Source organism: Flavobacterium ginsengiterrae, from assembly GCF_039539785.1.
GTDB lineage: Bacteria > Bacteroidota > Bacteroidia > Flavobacteriales > Flavobacteriaceae > Flavobacterium > Flavobacterium ginsengiterrae.
Window position 1 is genome coordinate 1,081,754 of record NZ_BAABDU010000004.1, and the last position, 18,261, is coordinate 1,100,014.

At 30.7% G+C, this 18,261-nt stretch carries 21 protein-coding genes; 20 read left to right on the forward strand and 1 reads right to left on the reverse strand.

The annotated features are described in order from the left end of the window. Positions 1–43: 43 nt before the first annotated feature. The 16 genes from ABD859_RS15220 to ABD859_RS15295 all read left to right on the forward strand — a co-directional run bounded on the left by ABD859_RS15220 (position 44) and on the right by ABD859_RS15295 (position 13,916). Positions 44–2,110, forward strand: coding sequence for a hypothetical protein (locus tag ABD859_RS15220; RefSeq protein ID WP_345145438.1), 2,067 nt, complete (start codon positions 44–46; stop codon positions 2,108–2,110). A gap of 3 nt (positions 2,111–2,113) precedes the next feature. Beyond that, positions 2,114–2,539: a hypothetical protein gene (locus tag ABD859_RS15225; protein ID WP_345145439.1), complete on the forward strand. Its 426-nt coding sequence runs from the start codon at positions 2,114–2,116 to the stop codon at positions 2,537–2,539. 3 nt (positions 2,540–2,542) lie between these two features. Next, positions 2,543–2,914: a hypothetical protein gene (locus ABD859_RS15230; protein WP_345145440.1), complete on the forward strand. Its 372-nt coding sequence runs from the start codon at positions 2,543–2,545 to the stop codon at positions 2,912–2,914. Between the two features lie 370 nt (positions 2,915–3,284). After that, complete coding sequence (locus ABD859_RS15235) at positions 3,285–3,731, forward strand: hypothetical protein (protein WP_345145441.1); 447 nt, start codon at positions 3,285–3,287, stop codon at positions 3,729–3,731. 82 nt (positions 3,732–3,813) lie between these two features. Continuing rightward, positions 3,814–5,775, forward strand: a complete 1,962-nt coding sequence (locus ABD859_RS15240) for a hypothetical protein (RefSeq protein WP_345145442.1) — start codon at positions 3,814–3,816, stop codon at positions 5,773–5,775. Between the two features lie 48 nt (positions 5,776–5,823). Beyond that, on the forward strand, positions 5,824–6,015 hold the full coding sequence (locus tag ABD859_RS15245) for a hypothetical protein (RefSeq protein WP_345145443.1): 192 nt from the start codon (positions 5,824–5,826) through the stop codon (positions 6,013–6,015). Positions 6,016–6,423: 408 nt separating this feature from the next. Continuing rightward, positions 6,424–6,618 (forward strand): hypothetical protein, encoded by a 195-nt coding sequence (locus tag ABD859_RS15250; RefSeq protein WP_345145444.1) that lies wholly within the window; start codon positions 6,424–6,426, stop codon positions 6,616–6,618. 24 nt (positions 6,619–6,642) lie between these two features. Further along, positions 6,643–7,113: a hypothetical protein gene (locus tag ABD859_RS15255; RefSeq protein WP_345145445.1), complete on the forward strand. Its 471-nt coding sequence runs from the start codon at positions 6,643–6,645 to the stop codon at positions 7,111–7,113. A 15-nt stretch (positions 7,114–7,128) separates the two neighbouring features. After that, a complete protein-coding gene (locus ABD859_RS15260) occupies positions 7,129–7,686 on the forward strand; it encodes a DUF6046 domain-containing protein (protein WP_345145446.1) in 558 nt (185 codons plus the stop codon). Continuing rightward, on the forward strand, positions 7,679–8,980 hold the full coding sequence (locus tag ABD859_RS15265) for a hypothetical protein (RefSeq protein WP_345145447.1): 1,302 nt from the start codon (positions 7,679–7,681) through the stop codon (positions 8,978–8,980). Before ABD859_RS15260 ends, ABD859_RS15265 begins: the two co-directional genes overlap by 8 nt. 10 nt (positions 8,981–8,990) lie before the next feature. Beyond that, the gene (locus ABD859_RS15270) at positions 8,991–9,989 is read left to right on the forward strand and encodes a hypothetical protein (protein WP_345145448.1); all 999 of its coding nucleotides are present in this window, start codon (positions 8,991–8,993) and stop codon (positions 9,987–9,989) included. Between the two features lie 2 nt (positions 9,990–9,991). Beyond that, complete coding sequence (locus ABD859_RS15275) at positions 9,992–10,621, forward strand: DUF4280 domain-containing protein (protein ID WP_345145449.1); 630 nt, start codon at positions 9,992–9,994, stop codon at positions 10,619–10,621. Positions 10,622–10,630: 9 nt separating this feature from the next. After that, positions 10,631–11,584 carry a hypothetical protein gene (locus ABD859_RS15280; protein ID WP_345145450.1) on the forward strand — a complete coding sequence of 318 codons (954 nt, stop codon included), beginning with the start codon at positions 10,631–10,633 and terminating at the stop codon, positions 11,582–11,584. 11 nt (positions 11,585–11,595) lie between these two features. After that, positions 11,596–12,297 carry a hypothetical protein gene (locus tag ABD859_RS15285; protein ID WP_345145451.1) on the forward strand — a complete coding sequence of 234 codons (702 nt, stop codon included), beginning with the start codon at positions 11,596–11,598 and terminating at the stop codon, positions 12,295–12,297. A gap of 45 nt (positions 12,298–12,342) precedes the next feature. Then, the gene (locus ABD859_RS15290; protein WP_345145452.1) at positions 12,343–12,987 is read left to right on the forward strand and encodes a hypothetical protein; all 645 of its coding nucleotides are present in this window, start codon (positions 12,343–12,345) and stop codon (positions 12,985–12,987) included. A 146-nt stretch (positions 12,988–13,133) separates the two neighbouring features. Next, positions 13,134–13,916, forward strand: coding sequence for a hypothetical protein (locus ABD859_RS15295; RefSeq protein WP_345145453.1), 783 nt, complete (start codon positions 13,134–13,136; stop codon positions 13,914–13,916). A gap of 99 nt (positions 13,917–14,015) precedes the next feature. Here ABD859_RS15295 and ABD859_RS15300 read toward each other — a convergent pair whose 3' ends face one another. After that, positions 14,016–14,816: an XRE family transcriptional regulator gene (locus ABD859_RS15300; RefSeq protein WP_345145454.1), complete on the reverse strand. Its 801-nt coding sequence runs from the start codon at positions 14,814–14,816 to the stop codon at positions 14,016–14,018. 283 nt (positions 14,817–15,099) lie between these two features. On the opposite strand from ABD859_RS15300, the gene ABD859_RS15305 reads away from it, so the two are divergent. The 4 genes from ABD859_RS15305 (at position 15,100) to ABD859_RS15320 (ending at position 18,080) form a co-directional block, all read left to right on the forward strand. Then, positions 15,100–15,675 (forward strand): hypothetical protein, encoded by a 576-nt coding sequence (locus ABD859_RS15305; RefSeq protein WP_345145455.1) that lies wholly within the window; start codon positions 15,100–15,102, stop codon positions 15,673–15,675. A 62-nt stretch (positions 15,676–15,737) separates the two neighbouring features. Then, a complete protein-coding gene (locus tag ABD859_RS15310; RefSeq protein ID WP_035690512.1) occupies positions 15,738–15,917 on the forward strand; it encodes a hypothetical protein in 180 nt (59 codons plus the stop codon). 304 nt (positions 15,918–16,221) lie between these two features. Then, positions 16,222–17,550 (forward strand): DUF2586 domain-containing protein, encoded by a 1,329-nt coding sequence (locus ABD859_RS15315; protein WP_345145456.1) that lies wholly within the window; start codon positions 16,222–16,224, stop codon positions 17,548–17,550. Between the two features lie 104 nt (positions 17,551–17,654). Further along, positions 17,655–18,080, forward strand: coding sequence for a hypothetical protein (locus tag ABD859_RS15320; RefSeq protein WP_008461938.1), 426 nt, complete (start codon positions 17,655–17,657; stop codon positions 18,078–18,080). The last annotated feature ends 181 nt before the right edge of the window (positions 18,081–18,261 follow it).

An 18,261-nucleotide genomic window follows, 5' to 3' on the forward strand; every position in this document is an offset into this window, starting at 1 on the left:
AATCGAATACAGCAATATCTATAAATCATATAATTAATAAAACATGGCAATCCAAGCATTAAATACTATAAAAAACTGGTTCCGAAAAGGTTTAAAACCTTCACAAAATCAATTTTGGGACACTTGGGATTCTTTTAGACATAAGTTTGAGAAAGTTCCTATGGAAGATATTGAGAATCTTGAATCTGTTCTAGATACAAAAGCTGAGAAAACAGATTTAGAAGATCATAAAAATGATCAAAACGCTCATTTAGATTTATTTGACCTCAAAGAAAATAAAAACGAAAAAGGCACTCCGGGAGGTTATGTCCCTTTAGATGAATTTTCAAAAATTGCTCATCAATATTTAAATATAATTGATAATCTAACATCAGGAGGAACAACTTCATTACTATCTGCAGAGCAAGGAATGCTTTTACAAAAACAGTTAAATGTTATCAATCTTTTATTGAAATCAGATAATCCTGACATGGATACAATTCAAAAAATTGTAGACACGATTGAGGAAATTCAACTTTCTTTAGATACTATTTTAGTTAATGATCTTACTGCTGGAGGTACAACCAAGGCTTTGACTGCCGAAATGGGTAAAATACTGCAAAACAATAAAGAAGATAAATCTCAAAAAGGTATTGCAGGCGGGTATGCTCCTTTAAATGAAGTAACAAAAATTGCCAGTGAATATTTATTATTAATAGATGATTTGATTACTGGAGGGTCAGAATCTATTTTAACTGCTGAACAGGGTAAGGTTTTACAGAATCAAATAAATGATATTAATACTTTATTGCAATCTGATAATGTGGATCTTGACACAATTCAGGAAATTGTAGATGCTATCGAGCAGGTTCAGATTTCATTAGATACGATTTTAGTTAATGACTTAACGACAGGAGGAGTTACAAAAGCACTGACTGCTGAAATGGGAAAATTGTTAAATGAAACAAAATTGACCGCAACAATTGCAACCGATGCTGAAGCCCAAATAACTACTGTAGTTACAGAGGATAATAAAGTTGTTAGCCGTTTAAAACTATTTAATTGGTGGAATTGGTTAAAACGTTTGCCGTTAACTTGGAATAATACAATTTATGTAACAGATTATTTAGGACAAGCAAAAAGCATGCTTAGTAACTCGAGGTTTTCTATGATTAATTCTAAAGGAGAAACAATTTTTGATATTGATAATCAAGGAATCAAACTCAACTTTAAATCCACTGGCGGTACTTACATACTGGAAGACTCCAATGGTCAAGGTGGTCTTGTAGTGCTTCCTCCTAAAAGTGGAGTACTCGCATTGGCTAATGATTATGTTACCACAGCCTATGGAACCACGACAAAAGCCCCATTAACAATCCCTGCCGGAACTTTAACCACTGTTCCTCAATTTGGCGCTATTGAACGAGACATCCAAGGAAATTTATATCACTGTCCAGGCTCTGTGCGTAAAAAAATTATAGATGAAGCAGAGGCTGTAAAATTTTTACATACTACTTATAGAAGTGTAAAATCAAGTTCGGCAGCAAATAGTTATTCACCTTTTAACACAACAATATATTCTTATCCAGATCCTGTAATTAATCCATTTGGTTCAAACAGTGCAGGATCTTATCTATTAAAAACTTTAGATGAGTATGTTGACGGATACATGCCGATTAATGCAAATTCCGATCTTCCTACAAAGGTAATTTATGAATTTTATATAAAAGGAATGAACTGCAAATTTGGAGGTGAAAACCAAATTAAATTATATACAATAGACAGAACAGGAGCAGGAGCATTAACAAGTAATATAAAATCTTATGAAATACCTCTTATTATAACAACTTCTACGGATGGAATTAATTCTTGGTCTATTTTATCTTATGAAGAAAATTTATATGATATGAAAGGAAATATTCTTGATACCATTTATAGATCATATCCTTTACAAACCTACAGTTATACAGGTTATAATGGAAATGGTAATTTAAAATTTAATGAAGATTCGATCACAACTTTTAATGCCGGTATTTCATTCTCTTTTGAAGATGAAATGAATGAATTTGGTAAAAATGCAATTTCTGGTTCTTCATTTACTAATCATTCAACTTTAATTATAAAACTATAACAAATGAAAACACAAAAAATTAAACAAAAAATTTCGAATAATCCTGTATTTGAAAACATTGAAAGAGAAATTCAGATAGCTGGAATAGGACTTAATTTCGATTTACAATCATTAGATTTATACTATACTATTTGCTATTTTAAAGATGATAAAGATGTAAGTCAATTATTTAAAAAAGAAACTCCAGAATGGCATATTGACAACACCCAAAGTATTATTGTTCGAGACGAAAATTTTAATCCAACTCTTAATTCTGAATTTAATGAAATTAAGGATGAAAACGGAAAAATCTTAAACGAAAAGGAAAGGTATCTTACGACACCTGGATTTGATTATATAGCTGATATAATTATTAACAGTCCTCTTTCTTTAGAAACAATTCTAAGAAATTATATTTTAGAAGAAGATAACTCTGGCAGATTCAATTAAAAAATGGGAATACTATTATATCTCATTGCGGTTACCTTGTTTTTGCCTTTGACAGCCTTAAACATTCTTGTAGTTGTTTTTAAAAATGCAAAAGCAAAGGGCTTTTTCAGAACTCTTAATCAATATTTTTATACCGGTGCAATTGGTTTGGATATTTTTGCAAATTATGAGTTTCGTACACTTTGGAATACATTCCTGCGAAAGAAAAACGGTTATAAATTTGGTATGAAAGGCGAAACAATTTCAAGCGCACTTGGCAAAAACCAAAAAGCCAAAACATTATCTGGCGCTGGCTGGATTCTTGTTTATTTCCTTTGGGCTGTAGATTATCAATATTGGAAAAAAGGCGGTCATTGTCTTAATTCAATAATCTAAAAAAACTTAAATTTTAAATAAAAACCGCTGGTAGTGAGAGAGACAAAATCTCTAATTGCCAGCGGTTTCTCATTTTACTGAAACTACCGAAAACCGAGGTCTATTTTTTCGTTTTTAAGTATTCTTCTAACCTACTTTTACACCCTCAAAATTAAACAGTGCTTATTTTTTTAACTGTTGAATCTATTTCTTATTTCAAGAAAAACATCACTTAGTAACATTCATTAATATAAATACCACTATGAACCATTTGCTATCAAAAGGTATGAGAAAAATGCCTAAAATCCCAGACAAAAACCATTTAGAAGATCTATTTAGATCAAACCCTAAGAATGAATTTCCAAAAACAACAATTAATAGACATTAAATCATGGCAATACAAACCTTAAATACCATAAAAAACTGGTTTAAAACCAGCTTAAAACCTTCACAACAGCAATTTTGGGATACTTGGGATTCTTTTAGACATAAACTTGAAAAAATTTCAGTAAAAGATATTTCAGATATTGACGAATTACTTGATAACAAGGCAGATAAAAAAGCTTTAAATGATCACCTTGCTGATATAAATGCACATGCTCCACAAGTAAACACAGATTGGAACAGCGAAGCTGGATTTAGCCAACTGCTTAATAAACCTGAATTTAAAACGATAAATGGAGAACCTGTTCTAGGTGATGGAGACATAACTATTAAAGAAGGAGGATTACAGAATTTAGATCAAACTTTAACTAATGGAAATACGTCTCGTACTCCTATAAACATAGAAGATGTTACAGCAGGAGTTTCCTCTTTTATGCCTCCAGGTTTTTTTTAGAGTTAAATCTATAACGGGAGAAACATCTTTAAGCTCTTTTAGTGGTCTATCTGTAAGGTCGACTTCAAATTCAAGAGAAATAATGCTTTGGGAAAATTATCTACGCTATCAGAGTCCTAGTTCAAAATTCTTTGTTTTAAACTTTGCAAATCCTGTTAATGAAGACTATACTCAAACATTTCAAGATAAATCAGGAACAATAGCTTTATTAAGTGATATTAGCGGCATTAATCCAGATTTAGAACAAATCTTGGAATCGGGAAATGAAACATATCATAATATTTTGTTTAAGAAAGATGAAGATCAAGATATTTATAAGAACACAATAAATGGAAAACAAATCGAACTTAAACATTTAAATCTTAATGAACCTGAAAAGGATGAAATGATTTCTTTAAAAAGTGATTTAATTGAAGCTGCTAAATTAAATACTGGAGAAACTACAGCTTTATCCGCTAAAGGTATAGAATTTGGTAATTCAAATAATTATACAACTTTAAGAATGAATCCTGCTTCTACGACGAATCATTCAAATGTTTTAATGCCTTCAATTACAACAGAAGGCGAAACCAAAACTCTAGCTACTATAGATGATATCTCTCTACAAGGAATTGTAAATGCTAATATTACAGCAACAAAAAATTCTGGAAACTCATCTGTAGATATATTAAAAGGAGAAGGTGAATTTGTGAGTAGCAGAACCACAATCAGAAGTGCTGCAAGTTATAATATTTTTTCTTCTCATGAAATTGGTAAAAATTATTACTTTATAACAAATAGGTCAGATGCCAAAGAAGCTTCAATAGAAATGGAGTCGGGGTTGATAACAATAAATCAAACTAATTCGACAGACAGAAGTAAAATTACCTCAGTAAACTTTTTACCTCCTACAGGAATTAATACTATTTCTTTTCCCGCTCCTACAGGCAATAACGGTTCATATGTTCTAGCAACTACATCAGATTTTAAAACCATTAACGGAGAATCTTTAGTTGGTGAAGGAGACATCACAGTATCAGGCGATATGCCAGATGGGGCAATTAAAATTGCTGGAGGATTAGCCCTTGACGGAACATTCAGAAATTTAACTGACAACTTGGGTAATCCAACTAGATTATGGATTAACTATTCATCTATTACTAGTGTCGGCAGTGATAATAAATTAAGCAATATAGCTTTTGGTCCTAATTCTATGATGAATATCACGTCTGGTACTGAAAATACAGCATTCGGAACAGATACCTTATTAAATAACAGATCTGGAAATCGAAATACTGCTATTGGTTATCTATCCTTAAGAGCCAACACAGAAGGATATTACAATACAGCTGTTGGCGGTTATTCTCTATTGAATAATACTGAAGGAAGAGACAACACTGCTTTAGGACATAGTGCCTTATACTTAAACAAATTAGGAAATGAAAATGTTGCTCTTGGTTATGGCACTCTCCTTTCTAATACTTCTGGAAGTCGAAATATAGCCATTGGCTATTCAGCACTAAGCAGCAATACTGAATCATCTTCAAATGTTGCTATTGGAACAAGAGCAATGGGCAATACTGTAAACGGATACTCTAATGTTGCCATTGGTGAACGTTCTTTAGAATTTAATATTGATGGTTCATCTAATACTTCCATTGGACTTTCAGCATTAAAAAATATTACTTCTGGCTCTTGGAATGTTGCACTTGGAGTAGATGCAGGCAGAAACACCTCTGAGGCAAATAATACTATTTCTGACAATTCTATTTTTTTAGGGTCTGGAACAATGCCCTTACAAGTTGGAGGTTCTAATGAGGTCGTAATTGGAAATTTTGCAGTGGGTTCAGGAACTAACTCAGTTACTTTAGGGAATACTAATATTACTAAGACTGTATTGAGAGGTGCCGTAAGTGCAAAATCATACAAACTTGATTCTTTAAATACAGCACCAGCCAGTTCAACAGCAGCTGGCAATTTAGGGGAAATAAGAGTAACCGCAGATTACATATATGTATGTACTGCAGCAAACACATGGGTTCGATCTGCTTTATCAACTTGGTAATAGCAAGAAACTATTGATTTAAATTAAAAATCACTTCAAATTAATTATATGAGTAAATCAAAAATTACAGTAATCATTAGTTTATTAATTGTATTAACAGGCTTAATTGACACAAAATTAGACCTTTTAAAAGATGCAGGATTATCATTGATAGCGATTAATAGAATCAAATTGGCTGGCTTAGTTTTAACAGCCGCTTTATCAAGTATTAGTTCTTTTTTTTCAGAAGAAAAAATCTAAAAGAATACTTAGAGGCATAAATAAAAATGCTCTTTAAATAGTAAAAACAAACTTTCGCAAGACTAACATCCAAGATTATTAGGAAATTATTTTTCTCAATAATCTTGGATGTTTTTTGAATATTCCTAATTAGTCTTATTTAAAAAAAACACAAAAAAACCACCTCACAAAAACATAAAAACTAACAAATTATCTAAAAAAACATCTACTGAAACTACAGAAAGCTGACGTCAATTTTTTCTTCTTTTAGCATCTTATCTTCTACTTTTACATCCTCGTAAAGCACTTAATCGAATTTCCAAACAAAGACATTTATACCATTTTCCCTTAGATTTTATTCTAAAGGAAAGAGCTTTAATTGCTATACTTCATCTTCAATATTACATTAACAATAAACATTAACTAATCATGGATTTTACACCAAAAGATTTAGGAGAAACCCCTCCGGCACCAGATATGAGTAATTTTAAAACACCTTTAACACAGACTTCTGAAGGAAATATTTTTATAGAAAAATTTATAATTACTTCCATGAGTAAATCTGAAAAAAGCGAAAGCTTAACCGAAGCTGTCAAGAAAGAAAGCCAAGACAGCTGTATTTAATCTACAATCAAAAAAACATACAAAATGCTTGACGAAACAGTAATCCAAAAACTAAAAGAAAAATACGGTAAAATATTAAAAATTACTTCTGATGACCAATCAATTACCGTTTTCTGCAAAAAACCAACTTTCGAAATCTATTTAAACTATCAAAATCTTTATAAAAATAATCCACATGAAGCGATCTTATTTTTATTTAAAGAATGTATACTCGAAAACGAGAATTATGATGATGAATTTATGCTTTCTGCAGGAAATTCTATTGTAGAAACGATCAAAAAAGACAGTGAATTTACAGTAGATGCGACGCCCCAAAGAGACGAATTCAAAAAATCGGCAGCACTTATTCGATATGCTTTTCAGGTTGATCCATATAAACTTCCAATGGATGAATTTTATAAACTGCTGGAAGAAGCTCTTTGGCTGCAAAAACATACCGAAAACAGAATGGAAAACACCATGGCAACAGCTTTTGCTAAAACATTTTCAAACTAAAAAAATAAAATCATTATGAAATTCAATTTTAACGTAAACGAAATTTTAGATACCAAAGACACAGAATACAGCGGTATTAATTATAACGAATCTGAATCGAAAGATTTTATTATAGACAAAACCGGAGGCGAATTTAATCTAAGAGTTTTTGCTCCTTTGGTTTTTGAACCTCTTGCCAAAAAAGATCTTAATCTCCCTAGCTTAAGAGTCGATGCCGTTACAGTAAATCTCAGCCGTTCTAAAGTCATTAAAAAAGAAAGTGTTGAAGGAAGAGATGCAACGATCAAAGAACATATTACGAATGGCGATTTCAGTATTTCTATTGAAGGGCTTATTGCAAACGAAACGGGAGATGAATACCCAAAAGAAAAGCTTTTCCTTTTGAAACAATTTCTAAATGCACCTTATTCTTTAAGAGTAACGCATGCCATTTTAAACCGATTTGGTATTTATGAATTAGTTATCGATTCTTATTCGATTCCTTCTATTTCGGGAACAAAAAACATTCAAAAATTTACTGCCAGCGCAACATCCGATGAAACGGTAGAACTAATAATTAGAGACAATGCTTAAACTAAATGCCAAAATTAGAGTTTACGAAACAGTCAGACTCATTCCTACTCCCAAATATTATGAGTTTACTTATGTAAAAAATGTAGAAATAAGCAGTTCGTATAAATCTCTAACTGACACTGCTACTATTGTAATGCCTAAAAAAGTATTTACAGATACTAAAAGCTTTGATTTAAATCTATTTACGAAAGCAAACGGAGAAGAAAAAACAATTCATGACTTTTTTAAAGTAGAAAACTTTATCGAAATATTTTTAGGATATGACGATGATTACAAACCTGCTTTTAGAGGTTACATTACCGGAGTTCAATCTGATGTAAATGCTGTAATAACCTGCCAGGATGCAATGTATGCTTTTAAAAAAGTAAAAGCGGTAAAAAATAATGATGTTCAGGATAAAAAGGACAATCTTAATTTTGTTGCTGTTAATCCAGCTGCAAATGTTGACAGTTTTAATCCTAAAACTTTCTTCGAAAAAAGAATTAAGGAACTGAATCTTCCTTTTAAAGTAAATGCTCTCGATGAAAACTTGGGTAACATTGTAATTAGCAGAAATCATAGTTTAGCTCAGGTTTTCGAAATGCTAAAAGACAAAGGCATTTATACCTATTTTAAAACCGAAATAACAGGTCCTGTACTAACGATTACCAACAATCCGCAACAGCATACTGCCAATGAATTATCTGGTTTTATTGATCGAAATTTTATCAAAAGTCCTCTAGCAGGATCATTGGTAAAAAAATTGATAAATGAAGGTTTAAATCTTCTTAGTTCACAATTAAATAAAGCGGTTCAATCTGTTGCAGGCGGTTTTTCAGGCAGAGTAAATTTGAGATTCCGTTATAATATTATTGAAGATAAACTGGTAGTAGTTAACGAATCAAGCAAAAATACACGAACACGCGTTGAAAAGTATTTTAGAAATTCAAACACCCCTATTTACATTGAATTAGGAGATCCAAACGGACAGCTTACAAAAACTCATATTTTACATAGCGATACTGATAATCTGCCTAATGATCCTGCAGTATTTGAAAAAACAACAACACAAATTGCTTCAGAATTATACCAATATGCAGCTCTCAGAGCAATGCAGTCTAAGCCAAATGGATTTGAAGGTTATATTCTCACCTTTGGAGAACCTTTCGTCCGTCCTACAGATAAAGTAATTCTTGAAAACGCAAAAGACAAAGAGAAAAACGGAACTTTTCAGGTAGAAAAAGTAGAACGCAGTTTTGGCGAAAACGGATATCGTCAAAAAATTTATTTAGGAAGAAGAGTCGAATCAGTTTAGAAATTGAAAAATGGGAAATATTACAGATTTAATAAAAAACGTTGCGAGCAACAATCAAAATATAGAAACCTTTGCAGCAAAAGTTATCGAAATAAATAAAGAAGAAGAATCTCTTCATAATCCTGAAGATGCTTATACTGTAAACATCATGAGAGCTGATGGCGCCATTATAAAAAATGTGCGCCTAAAAGCCTCTATTCAGGATATAGAACAAGGAATTATTACGATTCCGAAAAAAGACAGCTGGGTTTTAGCTTCAATTATTGATGGTGTTGAAACGAGAGCGTTTATTTCGCAATATGCGGAAGTAGACAGGATAATGGGAAGAATTCAGGCGGTAAATGATCCAAAATTATTCTTTGATTATAGTGCAGATGGAAACAAACTTCATATTCGTTACATCAAAACAGATGATCTGTCCGAAATCAATGAAACAAAAATTATTGACGTTGCCAAAATAGAATTTAATGAGAGCCAAAATTTTAAAATCAGTTATTTTGATGAGGATGAAAAACCTTTAGCAATTACTCATTTCACTTCTGATAGCTTAACAACGACTTTTAATTCGATAAAAAATAAAGAAACTAAAGAACGTTTAACCCTAAATGTTTCTAAAGATGACGTTTCTTTTAAATTCAAAAATGATAAAGGCATAGAATTAAATTCTACGCAAGTAACACCAGAGAAATACAATCTTTTATTAAAAAATGATGATGATAAAAAACAAGCATCATTAACTATTGAAAAAAATAAAATTGCTGGTTATTTGTTTGAAGAAGATGAACTTAAAAAATTAGCCCTTGAATTAAATGGAGAAAGTGACAGCATACGCTTAAAAAAAGACGATCAAAATTTACTCGAACTAAAAGGCAAAACTGCAATTAACCTAAAAACTGAAGGTGATATTAATATAGAGGCGAAAAATATAAATATGAAATCTACAGAAAAGATCAATATTAATGCTTCCGGAGACACTACAATTACAGGAAATAATGTGAAAATTAACTAATTATGGGAGTGAAATATGTTTGCAATGGCGCATCATGCATGTGTGACCAAGGTAGTGCGCCTAGTACTTTAGATGTCAAATCTCAAAATACAATTTTTATCCAAGAAAAATTGATGGCAACTGAAAATGATATCACTTTTAAAAATCCTTTCGGAACTTGTAGAAAAAAAAATAATGATCCATGTAGCCCCTTAATAATGACGAAATGGGAAAATCCTTCTGATAAAATGTTTGGAGAAAATAAAAAAGCCCTTTTAGAAAACTCAAAACTCACATGTAATGTTGGAGGAAAGATTAATATTACAAATTCACTTCAAACCGGACCTAAAATAGTTATATTTGATAATTATTCTCCACCTGTAGTAACACCTTTAAAAAAAGAAATTGTAAGTGTTAATTGGAAAAATAATGATTTGGAAAATGAGATAGATTCAGCAAACATTGGCGATAAAGTAAGTCTAATTGTAGAAACAAAAAACTACAATGAAGGAGAAACAGTCATCATTGTAATAGATGAAGCAAACGGCAAGAACATTAGACCAAACACCAAAGTGGTAAAATTTAGCGGAGAGGTAAATGCAGATGGTTTTGCCGTTTTAAAAGAAGAAATCTCAATTGAAAATGAAAATTAGTTACTACAAATGGAAAGAATATTTAGAATAAAAGAAGTAAACAGTGATACTAGTTTTCAGGATAAGACGTTAATTGTAGATAAGAAAAAGATAAACCTCCTGATAGTTCTGGAATTGGGAGGGATGTCACAATTTAACAGGACTTATAATGATATTTGGAAATGTGTTAAGTTAGACAGTATAGCCGATATTGAAGCAATAAATAAATTAAATGCAGAATATGAATATAAAAACATTTGCCTTGTTCATCACGCAAATATATTTTCTGACACTTCAAAAGGCAAAAATAGCTGGGCCATTTTGTTTGCAAATAAAATTCGTGAAATAAAACAAGTACTTTCCAGATTAGAAACTCCAACAGAGATTGATAATACATATGTAACTAAAGTAGTTGAAAAAGCGCAAAGCATGTATACCGAAAACGCACCTAATGAACAAAAAATAAAAACCTGTTTAGGTTTAAAATTGTTAATAAGCAATTTGCTAGATGAAGGGACTTTTATCTCTGTTGCGTGTAAAGAAGCAGGCGATCCAGACTTTTTAATTGAACTTGGAGATTTTACAGACAAAAATATTAAGATATTTGGAAATACAAATTTCTCATTTATTGAAAATAACGACTCTGTAATTGAACAAGGACTTAAATGTGCCGCCTTTCGTTGCATTTTAAATTCATTTGTTTCATCTGCATGGCAAAATAAAAAAGGTTGGATATATTACGATACAAAAAATAAAAAAACAGTAGTTACAAATAAAGATTTATGGATTTATTCACTTGGAACGAAAATATATGAATTAGTGGCACGAAGTAAAGAACTCACAGAAGACCAATCCAAAAAGGAGGAACATGCTCAAAGATATTTCTCTAAAACATATGAAGCGTTTTATATTAAAAATTGGGGAAAACCAGCTTTCAACAATTGGAAGTCAGTCATAAAGAAGATCTATATAGATTTTAAATAAAAAAATTAATTATGGAATTAAAAAAAATAACAATTCTAATTTTTTCATTACTATTATCCCCAATATTTGGACAACAAAAGAAATTAATAGAATTACGCGATATTCATTGTGAAACTAACTGTGAATTCTATCACGAAAATTTAAATTTCCGTAAATCACTATTAAATAAGCCACCTACCCCTTTTTCTAGTACCTATAATGATACACTTGTCTCATTTTTCAAGATCCCACTAGATGAAAGAAGAAAAATATTTCCTTTTTCTAAATATGATACTGTATATGTTGTAACACCAAAATACTATGAAGATAAAGAACCACGAAATTATATTAAACCAAAATTTCATGATTCAAAAACATTAGTTGCGAAAGAACAATTAGATAAAATTTCTGATATATTTTTTAATTACTATGAAATTAAAGACAATAATATCGTAGAATTAAAATATAAAATTACAGGCTGTAATGGTATTGAAGACACCTATCCTAAAATTATTCTCCTTTTTGTAAAAAATGGAAAACCCAAAGATTACATCGCATTTCCTAGTCAAATATTTCGAAGAACAAGTTTTAGCAATAAAGAATTAGAAGGCTTGGATCTTTGTGCTCAAAAGGAAAATATGATTATGGAAATGTTTGGCGTAAATCTAGAAGAACCTGAAGGAGAATTACCACCAAGGGATGAAGATGGTATATTAAGTGATGAATACAAATAAAATCGTTTAAATTATAAGCCTCTAGAATAATCAAAAATAAGATGTATGAAGTCAAATATAATATTGATTGGAATAATTTTATTCATAGCATTTGTAAGCAATGCGCAAAAAAGCAAAATACCTCAACCAAAAACCAACATTTCTAAAAAGGAAAATATTGTAAATCTTTCACAACGAATTAATTCATATCCGTTTAATAAATCTTCTCAGATAAGAATTATTTCTTATAATTTAGATTTTGATAACGGAAATGTAACTACAAATATATCCGCAGATGCACTAAGTAAAAACAATGATGTTAATAACATAACAACTTTAGAATTTAAAACTCCCTTTGAACTACCAAGAAAGAATCTAGATTCTCTAATCTTAGAAAATGTAACTCAAATAAAAACATTAACAATTCCTGAAATAGAAAAATTGTCAGATATCTTATTTAATACATGTTCCAGACTAAACACCAATTGTTCTAAAATTATAAGAGGCTGTTATATTCCTAGAAATGCTATTCTTTTTATTGATGAGAATAATAAAACATTTGAATATATCGAAATTTGCTTTGAATGCAAAACAAAGGAAACATTTGGAAAAATAGAACATTTAGATTTAAGCGATTATATGTATAATGATTTAGAGAAATTTATAAACGGAATTGGAATAAAAACAAAATACATATCCAATTCAAAATAACATTTTAAAAATATGGAAGTGTTTGGTGTAAGTCTAGAAAAGACTGAAGGAGACACTATAGAAAGAGACGAAGATGGCATACGAAATGACGCCTATAAAGAAAATTAAATTCAATGACCGTAATCAGTTTCTAAAAGTTAAAACAAATGAAAAAATCGCTCTCTTTGATATCTACCATTTTAATTCTCTTTTCCTGTAACAAGGATAAAAAAGATCTAAAGATAGAACTGTTAACTAATGAAGTAATTTGCGTTGATGATTTAAAAGGTATTGATTACATCGAAACTCGTTACCAACCAAACAAAGAATACGATAGTTTATCAAAAAATATACTGCGATATAAGATAACTAACAATTCTGATAAAAAATATTTCATAATGTTTAACGAAAATTCTATTGGAACATTAGAAAGAGATCTTTATCGCGAAGCTTTAGGAAGAAAAGACTTTTCTCCGTTGAATTCTTTAGATTTTAGTTTATATAAAAATAATTCGGTATTAGACGGTCGTTCTACAAGAGCAGAAATGGGAAACTGTGTTTCTCCTGTTTTTGAAATCCAACAAAGAGAAGCTCTTATTGAAAACTTTCTTAAACAGAATAAACTTAACAGAAATTATACTCTTAAAGAAATTGGCTTTCGAGATGAATCATTGCAAAGTTTTGTTCTCTATCCGCGACAAACAAAATACTTTACTTCAATAATTAATCTACCTTATAGAGATGATCAAAGATGGTTTTCAAATATAGACAAGCTAAAACCAAATCAAGGATCAATTTCCTTAAAGAATGACTCCATCTTCACAAAATCTAAAATCACTGAAGATCAAAAAAAAGAAATCAAAGAAAATGGATATATTTTATTTGATGGGAAAATATATTCTAATAGAGTTCCTGTGAAACTAGTTTATTTAAAAGGAAAAACGAAATAGAAAAACATCACAAAAACATCTATTAAACAAGAAAGAGAAAGTCTTAAACGATAAGACTTTCTCTTTCTTGTTTATAAAGCGTATTTAACTCTTACTGTTTTAATTCAACTTCTTTTTCAAAGATTCTTCCAATTCATAATATTTACTTTCCAGAGCATGAAGTTTTTCATAAATATTAACCGGATCAGGCATTTGTCTCGAAGCATACATACTCGCATACCAAACTTCTAGAATATCTTCGGCATAAATAGAATACATTGGATAGTTTCCGTCTCGGTTATCTGATTTTAGGATGAGTTTACCACTTTCTCTAATTCTGTTTAAAACCCTCTTTACCACTACTCCATCATTTTTGCTGACAATTACATAAATTCTTCCGTCGAGTATATCATCAAAATTATCTACATATTTTCCAAAAAGATAATCTCCGTCATGTATTGTAGTCGACATTGAGTTCCCTTTAATTTCAAAACATCTGTAAGTACCGTTTTTTAGCATTGGCATACTAAAAGAAGGAAGGCTTTCCATATATTCCGGATCTGCATATCCGTCTAAGTAACCTGCTCGCGCTTTTACTCCAACAAAATTAATATTTTCATCTCCTTCTTCATTTACTGTAATAATTTTTGGAATATGCAAACTAACTGCATTACTAGACTTATCTGTAAAAATCTCATCACTATTTCCAAAAAAATAATCTGGATCTACATTACAGTGAGTAATAATACTTTGAAGCAAATCAAAACCAGGTTTGGTTCTTTTTCGCTCGCCATCTGACTGTAATCTCCCAATAGTAATACTGTCAATTGTAGTACTTGTAACTCCTATAAGTTTTGCAAATGAGTTATTATTTAACTTCATTTCATCTATAATTCGTTTTATCTTATCATGTATTTCCATGTTGCAACTCGTTTTATTTTTTATGTAATATGTTTTACTTAAACTAAAACTTCAAGTATATGTTGCAAAACTACATAATATACAGCATATAATCCTAATTTTTTGTAAAAAATTCAAAAATATACTGATTATCAGTAATTAAAAATATTAAAATCTCTGAATTATCATACATATTCACTATCAAACAGTTAAATCATATTACTGAAACTATTGCGATTTTATATGTAATATGTTTGCAAAAACAAAACATATGTTTTAAATTTGCTTAAAAATAATCCAACATATGATTTTAAAAGATTTTTATAACGAAAAGAAAAACGCTGTTGAAACAGAATTTAATTCTGATGCGTTAACAGTTCATTTGTATAGTGATGCTGTTTTTAAAACTCCTATTGAAAAACCAATAGTGATGTTTAAGTACGAAAATATTTTTTGGGAAACATCTTCAGAAAAAAACTATAAAGCCGATGTTTCTTTTTGTCTTTATGTTGTAATGCCTGCCAAAACATCTTCTTCAATAAATTATGAAGAGGTTTTTGAAATTGCACAGCGCATTGATAAAGCAATATTATCAACGAGTAATAATAATACACTTATTGATAACAATTCAACATTTAAAGTTAAAGAAAAACAGTATTGCAATGAATACGACTACTGGGACAAAAACGATTACTTTATCTGGGAGATCACATACAAAACAACATTGATCGAAAATGTTTTAAAAAAGAAATATATTTTATTCAATAACGGATTGAGCAATGAAGAATTAGAAAACCTTGGCTACAACTTAACCTCAGATATTCTTGAAATAAATCCAAATCAAGTTGAAGGAAATGTAGATTTAAGCAACAATATTTAGTCATAAGAACTGCAGCACAACTATTCAAAGCCATTCAAAACAAAAAATAAACATACAAAATCATGAAAAGAAGCAGAACATTATTAGACAAAAGGAGAGATTATGTTATGAATTATATTAACACTAATCAAGCTAAACAAATGAAAGTTGTAGTTGCAGAACTTTCAGACACTTTGTTCCTTACAGAGCGAACTATTTACACCATAATAAACGAAGGACTTGCCACAGAAGCCAAAGCTTAAAGAATTGAAACTACTGGCTTTAAGGCTTCAAAAAATTGGAAAAATAATCTATGAGCTTTAAATTTGTTATCGTTAACAAAAGATAAATTTTACCATATACCAAAGGTAAAATCAAACTAAAAGACCTAATTCTTACATAAACCCCAAAAATAATAATCCTCGATTTTGGATTAAGAATTACAATCAAATTACAAAAAAAACACATTTCATTCTAACAAGTTTAACTACTTGCTACAGCCACTCTTTTGCCCTTTTTTAAACAAAAATCAAATACATTCTTAAACATTTTAAAACAATTTATATTATGAGTACATTAAACGATGTAGTAATTAACAAATTATCAGGCGGATTAGGAAGAAGAAGTCCAGAGCAGGACATGGTTTCTGGGTTACTTTTTGATGGCAGCGAAACATCAGAATTAAAATTTGATAAAATCCAACGTTTGGCTTCATTAGAAGATGCAGAAGCTCTTGGTATTACAGAGAGCTACGACATCAATGGACAATCTGCATATTATCAAATTCAGCAGTTTTTTAGAATGAATCCATCTGGCGATTTGTATATCATGGCCGTTAATACAGCTTCTTATGCTGAAACTGTAAAAAAAGCAATGGAAATGCAGGAAAAAGCAAATGGAAACATTCGTCAAATGGCAATTATCAGCTCAAAAGAAACAACATTTGCACAAACAAAAGCCGCCGCCGCTATCGCACAAGGACAAGCTGATTTGGCTTTTGTTGATTACATGCCATTTGAAATTATCTTAGAAGGAAAAGGTTTTGATGTCGCAACAGAAGAAGATTCTCCTTCATTAGCAGAAGCAAATGCAAACGTATCAGTTGTAGTGGCTATGGACGTTGAAAAAGCATTTGAACAAAAATTAATCCAAAAAAACACCAACAAAGTTTATACTTTGGCTCCAAACGAAGAATTAATTCCTGTAGAGAATTCTTCAAATGTTTATAACGTAAAAGATGCTAATGGATTAAAAAAAGAAAATGGAAATGTTCTAGAATTTGCTCTTTTCAAAGACTCATACAAAAATACTGCTGCCGTTGGATTAGCATTAGGAGCTTTATCTAAAGCAAAAGTTTCTGAAAACATTGCATGGATTGAAAAATTTAATCTTACAGGAGAAGGTTTTGCAAAACCAGGTTTTGTAGGCGGAAAGGAAATTAAATCTTTAGGTAATTTAAGAACTTTAAACGAAAAAAGATACATCTTTAGCCAAACTCACACGGGTCTTGCTGGTGTATATTTCAATGACAGCCACACTTGTACAACTGGTACTTCAGACTATGCTTATATCGAAAACAACCGTACAATTAACAAAGCTACTCGTTTGTTACGTTCTGCTTTATTGCCAAAATTAGCTTCTCCGGTTTTAGTAGACATTGATGGTAAATTACCTCAATCTGTTTCAAAAAGCTTTGAAGGTTTATGCAGAAGCGCTCTTGAAGGCATGGTTGCAAATCAGGAAGTATCTGCTTTTGATGTGTATGTAGATCCAAAACAAAACATTTTGGCAACTTCTGAATTAAAAGTAAAAGCTGAAATCACTCCTATTGGAACTGCCCGTAAAATTATGGTTGACTTAGGATTCAAAAATCCTTTCGGAATCGATAAGGCCTAATTTTTAGAAATTACATTTCAAGGAAAATTAAAAAACAAAACCATATCGTTATATGATAGCCATAAAACGTTATAAATATTATTAAAGAAAATCTAAGCTACACTATGAATAAATTGCCATTAATTAACGGACAACAACACAGCTGGTCATCAATCGAAGTAAGTATTGCGGGAAATATTGTCACTGGTATTACGGCTGTAAACTACAGCGACTCAGTTTCTAAAGAAAACCATTACGGAGCTGGTGATATGCCAGTACACAGAGGTAGAGGAAAATACGAAGCCAAAGCTTCGATCACTTTATACAATTATGAAGTTGAAGCTATTTTAGCAGCCCTGCCAAAAGGACAAAGATTACAGGATATTAACCCTTTTAGCATTATTGTAAGTTATTTAGACGACAGCAATGAAGTAATTACACATACAGTAAGAAACTGCGAATTCAATTCAAACAGCAGAGGAATCAGCCAGGGAGACACTAAAATTGCGGTTTCTTTTGATTTGATCTGCTCTCATATCGAATGGAACTAATCATTCTAAACATTCCTTAATTTAAATTCTTGTTTAAAAAACCGACTCAAAAGAGAAAACCAATTTTATAGCGTTATACAGAAAAGAAACTCAAAAAGCAGTATGATTTCTGTCAGCAAATTATTTCTACAGCTCTTAATGAGTCCGTTTTTAGACAGGTAATTATTTACTTCACAGGCTG

What these genes read in the sequence shown, in the direction of transcription:
- ABD859_RS15265 (WP_345145447.1), top strand. Translation starts at nt 7,679, where the DNA reads ATGCTTAAACTAAATGCCAAAATTAGAGTTTACGAAACAGTCAGACTC.
- ABD859_RS15220 (WP_345145438.1), top strand. Translation starts at nt 44, where the DNA reads ATGGCAATCCAAGCATTAAATACTATAAAAAACTGGTTCCGAAAAGGT.
- ABD859_RS15305 (WP_345145455.1), top strand. Translation starts at nt 15,100, where the DNA reads ATGATTTTAAAAGATTTTTATAACGAAAAGAAAAACGCTGTTGAAACA.
- ABD859_RS15255 (WP_345145445.1), top strand. Translation starts at nt 6,643, where the DNA reads ATGCTTGACGAAACAGTAATCCAAAAACTAAAAGAAAAATACGGTAAA.
- ABD859_RS15300 (WP_345145454.1), bottom strand. Translation starts at nt 14,816, where the DNA reads ATGGAAATACATGATAAGATAAAACGAATTATAGATGAAATGAAGTTA.
- ABD859_RS15235 (WP_345145441.1), top strand. Translation starts at nt 3,285, where the DNA reads ATGGCAATACAAACCTTAAATACCATAAAAAACTGGTTTAAAACCAGC.
- ABD859_RS15310 (WP_035690512.1), top strand. Translation starts at nt 15,738, where the DNA reads ATGAAAAGAAGCAGAACATTATTAGACAAAAGGAGAGATTATGTTATG.
- ABD859_RS15250 (WP_345145444.1), top strand. Translation starts at nt 6,424, where the DNA reads ATGGATTTTACACCAAAAGATTTAGGAGAAACCCCTCCGGCACCAGAT.
- ABD859_RS15315 (WP_345145456.1), top strand. Translation starts at nt 16,222, where the DNA reads ATGAGTACATTAAACGATGTAGTAATTAACAAATTATCAGGCGGATTA.
- ABD859_RS15280 (WP_345145450.1), top strand. Translation starts at nt 10,631, where the DNA reads ATGGAAAGAATATTTAGAATAAAAGAAGTAAACAGTGATACTAGTTTT.
- ABD859_RS15245 (WP_345145443.1), top strand. Translation starts at nt 5,824, where the DNA reads ATGAGTAAATCAAAAATTACAGTAATCATTAGTTTATTAATTGTATTA.
- ABD859_RS15240 (WP_345145442.1), top strand. Translation starts at nt 3,814, where the DNA reads ATGCTTTGGGAAAATTATCTACGCTATCAGAGTCCTAGTTCAAAATTC.
- ABD859_RS15275 (WP_345145449.1), top strand. Translation starts at nt 9,992, where the DNA reads ATGGGAGTGAAATATGTTTGCAATGGCGCATCATGCATGTGTGACCAA.
- ABD859_RS15260 (WP_345145446.1), top strand. Translation starts at nt 7,129, where the DNA reads ATGAAATTCAATTTTAACGTAAACGAAATTTTAGATACCAAAGACACA.
- ABD859_RS15290 (WP_345145452.1), top strand. Translation starts at nt 12,343, where the DNA reads ATGAAGTCAAATATAATATTGATTGGAATAATTTTATTCATAGCATTT.
- ABD859_RS15295 (WP_345145453.1), top strand. Translation starts at nt 13,134, where the DNA reads ATGAAAAAATCGCTCTCTTTGATATCTACCATTTTAATTCTCTTTTCC.
- ABD859_RS15285 (WP_345145451.1), top strand. Translation starts at nt 11,596, where the DNA reads ATGGAATTAAAAAAAATAACAATTCTAATTTTTTCATTACTATTATCC.
- ABD859_RS15270 (WP_345145448.1), top strand. Translation starts at nt 8,991, where the DNA reads ATGGGAAATATTACAGATTTAATAAAAAACGTTGCGAGCAACAATCAA.
- ABD859_RS15225 (WP_345145439.1), top strand. Translation starts at nt 2,114, where the DNA reads ATGAAAACACAAAAAATTAAACAAAAAATTTCGAATAATCCTGTATTT.
- ABD859_RS15320 (WP_008461938.1), top strand. Translation starts at nt 17,655, where the DNA reads ATGAATAAATTGCCATTAATTAACGGACAACAACACAGCTGGTCATCA.
- ABD859_RS15230 (WP_345145440.1), top strand. Translation starts at nt 2,543, where the DNA reads ATGGGAATACTATTATATCTCATTGCGGTTACCTTGTTTTTGCCTTTG.